The organism is Methylomonas methanica, assembly GCF_001644035.1.
GTDB lineage: Bacteria > Pseudomonadota > Gammaproteobacteria > Methylococcales > Methylomonadaceae > Methylomonas > Methylomonas methanica_A.
Genome location: NZ_LUUG01000083.1, coordinates 1 through 9,654, shown reverse-complemented (window position 1 = coordinate 9,654; position 9,654 = coordinate 1). Strand labels below are relative to the sequence as shown.

General features: G+C 50.2%; 10 protein-coding genes and 4 tRNA genes. 4 read left to right on the top strand and 10 right to left on the bottom strand.

From position 1 onward, the window contains the following. Positions 1-61: 61 nt before the first annotated feature. The 10 genes from A1332_RS15225 to A1332_RS15180 all read right to left on the bottom strand — a co-directional run bounded on the left by A1332_RS15225 (position 62) and on the right by A1332_RS15180 (position 5,863). Positions 62-137 (bottom strand) — tRNA-Thr (locus tag A1332_RS15225). 19 nt (positions 138-156) lie between these two features. After that, positions 157-230 (bottom strand) — tRNA-Gly (locus A1332_RS15220). Positions 231-248: 18 nt separating this feature from the next. Further along, positions 249-333, bottom strand: a tRNA-Tyr gene (locus tag A1332_RS15215). Between the two features lie 75 nt (positions 334-408). Beyond that, entirely contained in the window at positions 409-963 is a 555-nt protein-coding gene (pth, locus tag A1332_RS15210) for an aminoacyl-tRNA hydrolase (protein WP_064009327.1), read from the bottom strand. Between the two features lie 22 nt (positions 964-985). Next, on the bottom strand, positions 986-1,582 hold the full coding sequence (locus A1332_RS15205) for a 50S ribosomal protein L25/general stress protein Ctc (protein ID WP_064009326.1): 597 nt from the start codon (positions 1,580-1,582) through the stop codon (positions 986-988). A gap of 45 nt (positions 1,583-1,627) precedes the next feature. Further along, the gene (locus A1332_RS15200; RefSeq protein WP_064009325.1) at positions 1,628-2,581 is read right to left on the bottom strand and encodes a ribose-phosphate diphosphokinase; all 954 of its coding nucleotides are present in this window, start codon (positions 2,579-2,581) and stop codon (positions 1,628-1,630) included. Between the two features lie 35 nt (positions 2,582-2,616). After that, a tRNA-Gln gene (locus A1332_RS15195) sits at positions 2,617-2,691 on the bottom strand. 9 nt (positions 2,692-2,700) lie between these two features. Next, positions 2,701-3,576 (bottom strand): 4-(cytidine 5'-diphospho)-2-C-methyl-D-erythritol kinase, encoded by an 876-nt coding sequence (ispE, locus tag A1332_RS15190; RefSeq protein ID WP_231890312.1) that lies wholly within the window; start codon positions 3,574-3,576, stop codon positions 2,701-2,703. Continuing rightward, positions 3,573-4,142 carry a lipoprotein insertase outer membrane protein LolB gene (lolB, locus tag A1332_RS15185; RefSeq protein ID WP_064009323.1) on the bottom strand — a complete coding sequence of 190 codons (570 nt, stop codon included), beginning with the start codon at positions 4,140-4,142 and terminating at the stop codon, positions 3,573-3,575. The genes ispE and lolB overlap by 4 nt, the downstream gene beginning before the upstream one ends. After that, complete coding sequence (locus A1332_RS15180; protein WP_064009322.1) at positions 4,139-5,863, bottom strand: tetratricopeptide repeat protein; 1,725 nt, start codon at positions 5,861-5,863, stop codon at positions 4,139-4,141. Before A1332_RS15180 ends, lolB begins: the two co-directional genes overlap by 4 nt. Positions 5,864-6,009: 146 nt before the next feature. Between A1332_RS15180 and hemA the strand changes: the two genes are divergently transcribed. The 4 genes from hemA to A1332_RS15160 are packed head-to-tail and all read left to right on the top strand — an operon-like array spanning position 6,010 to position 9,626. Next, positions 6,010-7,260 carry a glutamyl-tRNA reductase gene (gene hemA, locus A1332_RS15175; protein WP_064009321.1) on the top strand — a complete coding sequence of 417 codons (1,251 nt, stop codon included), beginning with the start codon at positions 6,010-6,012 and terminating at the stop codon, positions 7,258-7,260. An 8-nt stretch (positions 7,261-7,268) separates the two neighbouring features. After that, positions 7,269-8,354, top strand: coding sequence for a peptide chain release factor 1 (gene prfA / locus A1332_RS15170; protein WP_064009320.1), 1,086 nt, complete (start codon positions 7,269-7,271; stop codon positions 8,352-8,354). After that, the gene (gene prmC / locus A1332_RS15165) at positions 8,347-9,207 is read left to right on the top strand and encodes a peptide chain release factor N(5)-glutamine methyltransferase (protein WP_064009319.1); all 861 of its coding nucleotides are present in this window, start codon (positions 8,347-8,349) and stop codon (positions 9,205-9,207) included. The genes prfA and prmC overlap by 8 nt, the downstream gene beginning before the upstream one ends. After that, positions 9,204-9,626, top strand: a complete 423-nt coding sequence (locus A1332_RS15160; protein WP_064009318.1) for a Mov34/MPN/PAD-1 family protein — start codon at positions 9,204-9,206, stop codon at positions 9,624-9,626. Before prmC ends, A1332_RS15160 begins: the two co-directional genes overlap by 4 nt. The last annotated feature ends 28 nt before the right edge of the window (positions 9,627-9,654 follow it).

Sequence of the window (9,654 nt, the reverse complement as noted above, 5' to 3'; positions counted from 1 at the left end):
TCAAATTTTTCTTTAGCCATTATGAAACACCCTAACTACAACAAAAACAATCAACCCTATCTGGAGCTCATAACCGGATTCGAACCGGTGACCTCTTCCTTACCAAGGAAGTGCTCTACCTACTGAGCTATATGAGCGAGTACTTTACCTCGAGAATGGAGCGGGTGATGGGAATCGAACCCACGCAATCAGCTTGGAAGGCTGGAGTTCTACCATTGAACTACACCCGCAGATTCCATTAAATTTGGTGGTGGAGGGGGGAGGATTCGAACCTCCGAAGGTAGAACCGGCAGATTTACAGTCTGATCCCTTTGGCCGCTCGGGAACCCCTCCGTTACTTATTCGATCAATTATCCTTATTTATAAAATCCTAGTCAAGCTTTTTTTAGACCGTCGCATGAACGAAACTCAATCACTCATGAACGCAAAATTTCCCACGACCACATCCGCCATATTTTTTGCTACTTCTTCAAACACACTTAACAATCCAGCCTGAGCGTCAAGCGACAATCCGGACAGCACATAATCCGCCACCTTCTCCCCAGCCACGGGACGACCAATACCGAACCTTAGCCGATAAAAGTCACGAGAATCTATATGCGCAATGATGTCACGAAGTCCATTATGCCCTCCATGCCCACCATCCCGCTTTAATCTAACAAGACCCTCGAACAGCTCGAGATCATCATGAGCCACGAGCATTTCTTCAGGACTGAACTTGTAATAACGCAAAAACTTACCGACAGACATTCCGCTTTTATTCATAAAAGTCATCGGCTTTAACAGCATAAGCTTGCATCCACCGACATTGCATTCCGCAACCTCGCCAGAAAACTGACCACTGCTTGACCAACCGGCGCCAGCCACCCCCGCCAGATAGTCCACAAACAAAAACCCGGCGTTATGCCGGGTTTTTTCGTATTGCCGCCCGGGATTACCCAGACCAACAATTAACTTAATCATTCAAACGAAGCTTTAAATGCTTTTACTCAGCAACTTCCGCCGATCTTGGCTTGACGATTTGCGCAACAGGATGATCATGCTCTGCACCATGCTGCAACGCAGCAATCTCAACACCAGCCGGCAAAACCAAATCAGATAGATGTATTGTCGAACCAACATCCACATTCGCCAAATCTACCTCGATAAATTCCGGTAAAGCAGAAGGCATACACAGCACTTCCACATCAGCCATAGCATGAGTTACTAAACCGCCCTTCTTAACGCCGACAGAAATAGCCTCGTTGACAAAATGCAAAGGCACATGCACTTTCAACTTATGAGTCTCATCAACCCGCATAAAGTCCATGTGCAAAACTATTGGCTTTGCAGGGTGCCGCTGTATATGCTTAAGAACAGCTTTTTCTGTTTTACCGTCGATTTTAAGATCAAGCACATGCGAATAAACCGCCTCATGCACCAAATGCTTAACCACTTCGTTGTGATCCAGCAACAACATCTCAGGCGCACCGTTACCACCATAAACTACTGCTGGCACTTTACCCTGGCGACGAACAACCTTGGCCGCACTACTGCCCGAGGCACTGCGAGCTTCTGCAACAAATTCAAATACGTTAGCCATCTTTTTCTCCAAAAGCTTGTTCCACAAGCACTACTTTAATTCTTATCAATCAACGTATAGCGAGCTCACAGACTCACCCACAGCTATCCGCCGTATTGTTTCCGCCAGCATTTCAGCAACACTTAACTGCCTGATTTTGGCAATCCCGGACAATTCAGCAGTTAACGGAATTGTATCCGTAACCACCAACTCATCAAGAACAGAGTTTTCAACATTTTCCGCAGCCGCACCGGATAACACCGGATGAGTACAGTATGCAACAACCTTCTTGGCACCGTTCTTCTTGAGCGCTTCCGCCGCATGACACAAAGTGCCCGCCGTATCGACCAAGTCATCCACCATGACACACGTCCGACCCTCGACATCGCCGATAATGTGCATTATTTCAGAAACGTTCGGCCTAGGCCTACGCTTGTCGATTATCGCCAAATCAGCATCGCCCAGGCGCTTGGCAATGGCTCGAGCCCTTACCACGCCACCAACATCCGGCGACACCACAATCAAATCTTCGTACTCTTGCCGCCAAATATCGCCTAGCAAAATTGGCGAAGCATACACATTATCAACCGGAATTCCAAAGAACCCCATAATTTGATCCGCATGCAAATCTACCGTCAAAGCCCGGTCAGCCCCAGCATTTCCTATCATATCCGCAACCAATCTTGCAGTAATAGGCACCCTAGCGGATCTTGAACGCCGATCCTGCCGGGCATAGCCGTAATAAGGCATAACCGCAGTTATTCTCGCAGCAGACGCTCGCCGCAGAGCATCAATCATCACCAACAATTCCATCAGGTTTTCATTGGTGGGAGCACAGGTGGGTTGTATGACAAATACATCCCTACCCCTAACATTCTCTTCTATCTCAACAAAAATCTCGCCATCACTAAAGCGACCAACAGTGGCCATGCCGAGGCGCATATTGAGCTTCTTCACAATACCTTCAGACAACGCCTTATTGGCATTCCCCGAGAATACCATTACCGAGGCTTCACGCATTCAAGCACTCCCAAGGAACTATTGTGTGGAGATTATGGCTGGGCTGCAAGGATTCGAACCTTGGTATGCGAGGATCAAAACCTCGTGCCTTACCGCTTGGCGACAGCCCATTAAATTGATTAAACAGATCCGTGTTCTAATTTTTCATACAGCGGCGATACATTAAGTCCGCGAGCCAGATAAACTGACCAATTCTGGCTTAATCCAGAAAGCGCCTCACGCGCAGACTCTTCCGAATTGAACTGGGCAAACACACAAGCACCAGTTCCCGTCAATCTTGCTTCTGCATATTGAGATAACGCATCCAGCGCATCACTCACCGACTTATACAACTTACTAACGACCGGAAGACAATCATTCCGACAATCGCCTGCAATGAAGTCGCGCATTGTGATGGATTTACTATCTCTTGTCAACCCTTCGGCCAAAAAAATCTGCTTAGTGTTAACGTGACAATCAGGCTTGATCACCACAACCCATTGCTCCGGAATCGTTATGGGCTTCAGTTCCTCGCCAACACCTTCTCCCCAAGCGGTGTAACCATAGACAAACACAGGCACATCAGCGCCAAGTTGTAAGCCCAACTCCATCAATTTTTCTAAAGGTAACTGCAGATTCCACAACCTATTAAGCACCACCAGAGTAGTTGCAGCGTCCGAACTACCGCCACCCAGGCCGCCGCCCATGGGCAAATTCTTTTCAACGTCGATGCATACCCCGGATGAACAACCGGTATATTGTTTCAATAAATTGGCGGCACGAACGGTTAAGTCCTCGTGCTCTGGCACACCGGGAATTGGATTGCGCAAATAGACCCGACCATTTTCCGCTGGGTGAAACGTTATCCAATCGCACAAATCAATAATTTGAAATACTGTTTGCAGCAAATGGTAACCATCGGGACGACGCCCGGTGATTCTCAGCATTAGATTCAACTTAGCCGGCGCCGGCCATCTCTCGCCCCAACCCGCCGTCTGTTCTTGCAATTCCGTCACGACAAATCCCATTGATCCACTACTAATTTAATTCTTGTTTTGTCTTTTTCCGCATTGATTTTTCGCGGCAACACCATGACATTAACATGCTGCATTTCTTTGAAACCGACCCGCCATCCAGCCTGAAAAAACCCATCAACCTGTTCGACAAACGACTGTTCAGGATCAGGCAAGCCAAGCACCCAATATTTCAAAGCATTCACGGGCATCGTCACGCCTAGCTGCTCGGCCAATACCTCTTCAACCGGCCCGCGAAACTCTTTACGGATATCGCCATCATCCACAGACACCATATCAGCCGACACGGAAATCATAAGCTTGCCTTGAGCCAGCGGCCCAGTAAGCTCGATATCATCCCGGTCCAAGCGATGCCGCCAACTCACCGAAGCAGAAATCGAGTCTCTCTCATCAGCCAAAGCCAAACGCCCTTCAAAATACCATTGCCGCTGCTGCTGCAAAACTTGCATATCTTGCAGCCGATACACCTCAACAGGCTTCTCGGAAAACAACGAGCAGCCTGCTAAAGACATGACAGACAACAAAAATACGCTGCTCCTAAAAATCATTGCCCGTTCTGCAAAAAGCGTTTTTTAAATTCCAACAAATATTCGTCATCCGGAGATTTTTTATAAACACTGTCAAAAAGCTCTTTTGCTTCCTTTTTCTCGCCTAAAGACCAAAGCACCTCGGCAATATGTGCTGCAATCTCATTTTCCGGCTGCTTTTCATAGGCTCTACGCAGAAACTCCAACGCCCGCTCGGGTTTGCCAAGCTTAAACTGCAACCAGCCGTAGCTATCTATTACCACCGCCTCATCAGGCTGCAAACTTAAAGCGCGTTCCAAGTACTTGGCCGCCTCCTCATAGCGCTGCGTTCTGTCGGTCAACGTATAACCCAACGCATTCAGCGCACCAACATCATCTGGCTTTTTGTCTAAAATTTTCTGCAAATCAGATTCGAGCACATCCAGTTTATCCAAGCGCTCGGCAACCAAAGCCCTGGCGTACAACACTTCGCGATTATCGGGCATGTCTTTCAACGCCTGCGTCAGGACATCGAAGGCTTCCTGGTATTTACCCAATTGGTTATAAAGCTCCGCCTTAACCATCAAAACTCGCAAATGCTGCTCCGGATATTTGTTATCCATCCGCTTGATACGCGCCTCAATCTCGTCGAAGCGTTTCTGGTTCATCAACAATGACACCGCGGCCATATCCGCATCGAAAGCATAATTGCCGTCGCTAACCCGATCAAACCAAGTCAAAGCCTTATCGGGATGCTGTTGATCAACCTCGATCTTGCCCAAATAAAAACTAGCCTGCCCTTCCCACTCCGGATTGCTCAACAACTTCTCAAGAACGTTTTCAGCCTTATCGACCTGGCCTTGTTGCATATAAATCAATGCAAGCGTGAACAAGGTTTCCGCGTCATCGGGTTTATCTTCCAGCACGCTCTGACAAAGCTTTATCGCATCATCATAGTCACGACCGTTAACCAACACTTCCAACAACATCTTTCTAAGCATTCTATCTTCAGGCGCCGCCTTAACCGCTTTTTCCAAAGAGGTGCGCGCCTTAGCTAAGTCGCCCGAGCGCCCAGCGAGCTGTGCTTGCAAAATCACGGCCTTATTCCAATCGGGCTGAATCAGCAATGCTTGACTAACTTTCTGCTGGGCCAACTCATTATTCTGCAAAACCGACGCCAAAACCGCCTGCAAGAAAAACACACTCGCTTGGTTAGGGTGCTCAACAGCCAGCTCTTCCAACACATCGTAGGTAAACTGCGTGCGACCTTCTTTTTCCATTAACTTGGTCATTTCCAGCACACCCGCCTCAAAACCGGCTGGATCGTCAGCCAGCATGGCGTTGAGATTTTCTACAGCCGCCTTTTGATCTGAATTTTTGATCGCCAATAACACGGCAAACTTTCTCGCCGCCAAATTTTTACCGTCTTTGGACAACCAAACCGTCAGGGCTTCGCGGGTACGCTGCTCATCTTTCAAAAACAAACCGATTTTGACTGCTCGCTCCGCAATCCGCGGATCATCAACTCGCTTAGCGGCTTGCAAATAAGCATCCATGGCCAAATGATACTGATTGCGCTGCCCTGCCAATTCCGCGGCCATCAGCAAATACAGCACCTCTTCGTCGATCACCGTATTGCGGTTAACTCTGCTTTCCAAACCCTCCGGCTTGGCTGGCAAACCTTCTGCGTCAGGCTCTTTCTCAGGAGAAACAGCGCATCCTGACATCGATAAAAACATTGCTATGGCTATCCATTTTTTCATGCAATCAATTGACCCACTTTTGAAAAACTATTGACGATAGATTACCAGAAAAAGCCCCTGAATCGGACTGTCGTTTCATTGTATTTGGACAAAAACAGCGCATTCCTTAAAATAGCGGACTTTTCTTGTGCTATTGTTCGCAACCGATGACTCTTCTTGCCGTAGGGATAAATTACAATACAGCCCCGGTCGCGATCCGCGAACGCTTGGCGTTCCCGACGGAAATGCTCGATAACACGCTGAAAAACTTGTGGAATCTTCGCGAAATCAGCGAGGCAGCCATTCTATCGACTTGCAACCGCACCGAGTTTTACTATCAGGCCGACAGCGACAACCAATCCTCGTTGGTAAACTGGATAGCCGACACCAAACAGATCAAACCAGCGGACTTCACCCCCTATCTATACAGCTACAAAGATAGCCAGTCGATAAGACATATGTTCCGAGTGGCTTGCGGCCTGGATTCGATGATCTTGGGTGAGCCGCAAATTCTCGGCCAGATGAAAACCGCCTACCATGCCGCTTCGCAAGCCGGTACTTTGGGCCGAAATCTCAGCAAATTATTTCAACACACCTTTTCCGCCGCTAAAAAAGTGCGCACCGACACCGCTATCGGCTCCAGCCCGGTCTCGGTCGCATTTGCTGCCGTGCAACTGGCGCAACAGATTTTCGACAAACTCAGCGAACAAACCGCATTATTAATAGGTGCCGGCGAGACCATAGAACTTACGGCTAGACATCTGTACCAGCACGGTATCGGCCGCATTATTATTGCCAACCGTACTTACGATAAAGCCCACGCCTTGGCCATGCAATTCAACGGCTACGCGATCAACCTCGCCGAGCTGCCGAATCATTTGGCGGAAGCCGATATTGTCGTGTCATCCACCGCCAGCCAACTGCCGATACTCGGCAAGGGCCGCGTGGAAAGCGCGATCAAAATCCGCAAACACAAACCGATGTTCATGGTCGATCTAGCTGTGCCGCGCGACATCGAAGCCGAGGTTGCGCAACTGCGCGACGTCTATCTGTACACCGTCGACGATCTGCAAAACACCGTCAATCAAAACATGGACTCGCGCCGCCGCGCCGCCGAGCAGGCCGAGGAAATCATCGACACCCAAGTCGAACACTTTATGGCCTGGCTACGCTCTCAAGGCGCGCAGGAAACCATCCGCGATTTCCGCACGCAGGCCGAGCAGACTCGCGACGAAGCCTTGCAAAGAGCTCTCGCCCAACTCAACAGCGGCGCAGCTGCCGACGAAGTGTTGCAGCGTCTCGCGCACACCTTGACCAATAAACTGATCCACACCCCCTGCGCTCAATTGCGCGAGGCCGGCGCCAACGAACGCCACGACCTCATCGCCGCTTCCCGCGAAATTTTCAAATTACGATAAGCCACTGAATGAAACCCTCGATACAAACCAAACTGGAAAACCTCGGCGAACGCTTCGAAGAAATCACCGCGTTGTTGTCGCAACCGGAAGTACAAAGCAATCAAAACCAATTCCGCAGCCTGAGCCAGGAATACTCGCAAATCGAGCCGCTGGTCGCCTGTTACAAAACCTATCAGGAAAACGAAGCCAATCTGGCATCGGCCCAGGAAATGGCCAAAGACAGCGACCCTGAGTTACGGGAGATGGCCAAGGAGGAAATCCAGGCCGCTGAAGCACAACGCGAAGAATTGGAACAACAGCTGCAAATTCTATTGTTGCCGAAAGACCCTAACGACAACCGTAACGTATTCCTGGAAGTACGGGCCGGTACCGGCGGCGACGAAGCGGCGATCTTCTCCGGCGACCTGGCGCGCATGTATCAACGTTATGCGGAAAGACAGGGTTGGAGTACGGAAATCATCAACGAAAACCGCGGCGAACACGGCGGCTTTAAAGAAGTCATCATGCGCGTAGCCGGCCAAAACGTGTATTCGCAATTGAAGTTCGAATCGGGCACCCACCGCGTCCAGCGCGTACCCGAAACCGAATCCCAAGGCCGTGTGCATACCTCGGCGTGTACCGTGGCGATCATGCCGGAAGTCGATGCGGTTGACGAAATCGACATCAATCCGGCGGATTTGCGCGTCGACACCTTCCGCGCGTCCGGCGCCGGCGGTCAGCACGTCAACCGTACCGAATCGGCCATCCGCATCACCCATATTCCGTCCGGTGTGGTGGTGGAATGTCAGGACGAACGTTCGCAACATAAAAACCGCGCCCGCGCGATGTCGGTTTTACAAGCGCGCTTGATGTCCGCCGCCCAGGAAAAACAGCATGCCGAACAATCGGAAAGCCGCAAATTGCAAGTGGGTAGCGGCGACCGTTCCGAGCGTATCCGCACCTATAACTACCCACAAGGCCGGCTCACCGATCATCGCATCAATCTGACGCTTTATAAGTTAGAAGAGATTATGGAAGGCGGACTGGAGCATGTGATTCAACCGCTGATACACGAACATCAGGCCGAGTTGCTGACGCAGTTGGGCAATGTCTAAAAGCAATGACCATTCACTCCAAAGCCTGTTGATCGCGGCAAACGAACAGCTAAGCACAACCTCCGAAACTGCAATGCTTGACGCCGAAGTATTGCTCTGCCATTGCCTGGACAAAAACCGCTCATTTCTCCGGGCCTGGCCGGAATATCAGCCCAACGCGCCACAAATCGCGCAGTTTCAATTGCTGGTCGAACAACGCTCGCAAGGCACACCGGTTGCCTACTTAACCGGCCAGCGCGAGTTCTGGTCGCGTAATTTCAAAGTCAACCCGGATGTGTTGATTCCGAGACCCGACACCGAATTGCTGATTGAGCTCAGCCTGTTGCTGTTACCGACCGACCAACCCTGTAAAATCATCGATCTGGGCACCGGCTCCGGGATTATTGCCGTCACACTGGCTGCCGAACGGCCATTGACCCAAGTATTTGCCAGCGATCTAAGCTCCGCTGCTTTAGAAGTCGCCCGATATAACGCGCAGCAACTCAATACTGGCAATATTAGTTTTCTGCAATCGAATTGGTTCGACAACATCGAGGAAACGGGCTTTGATTTGGTACTCAGCAACCCGCCCTACATCGCAGATAATGACCCGCACTTAAAAATGGGTGATGTGCGCTTTGAGCCTGACAGCGCTTTGATTAGCGCCGAAAACGGCCTGCAAGACATTCGTCAACTTGCCGAACAAGCCCGCGCACATTTGAAAGACCATGGGCAATTATTGGTCGAACACGGCTACAATCAACAAACCGAGGTACAGGCCATTTTTAACGAACTGGGTTACCGTCAGGTCAACACTCATGCCGATTTATCCGGCAATCCTCGGGTGACATCAGGAATTTGGAACAGATTATGAACAACAGCGAAATTTCTCTGCCGCGCAAGCTCACCAATCAGTTACTGCACTTGGCACAACTATCCCCGGATACCGAGGTTTGCGGCCTGATCGGCGCGGATAGCACCGGCATGCCGGCGAGTTGTTATCCGGTGAAAAATAACGCAGCCACGCCGGAAACCCGCTTCCTATTGGACGCCAGCCAGCAAATCGAGGCCATGCGCCAAATACGCGATAAAGGCGAAACGCTATTTGCAATCTACCACTCGCACCCGCACAGCCCGGCCCAGCCCTCACTGACCGACATCAAGGAAGCCAGCTATCCGGATGTATTGCATTTAATCATCTCCTTGAATACCAAGGGCGTACTAGAACTGCGTGGCTTTAAAATTGCCGGGCAAAGCTCGGAAGAAGTGGTTTTGAATCTGATTGAAGCGTAATTCCACACTGTAGGAGCGGCCCCTGGCC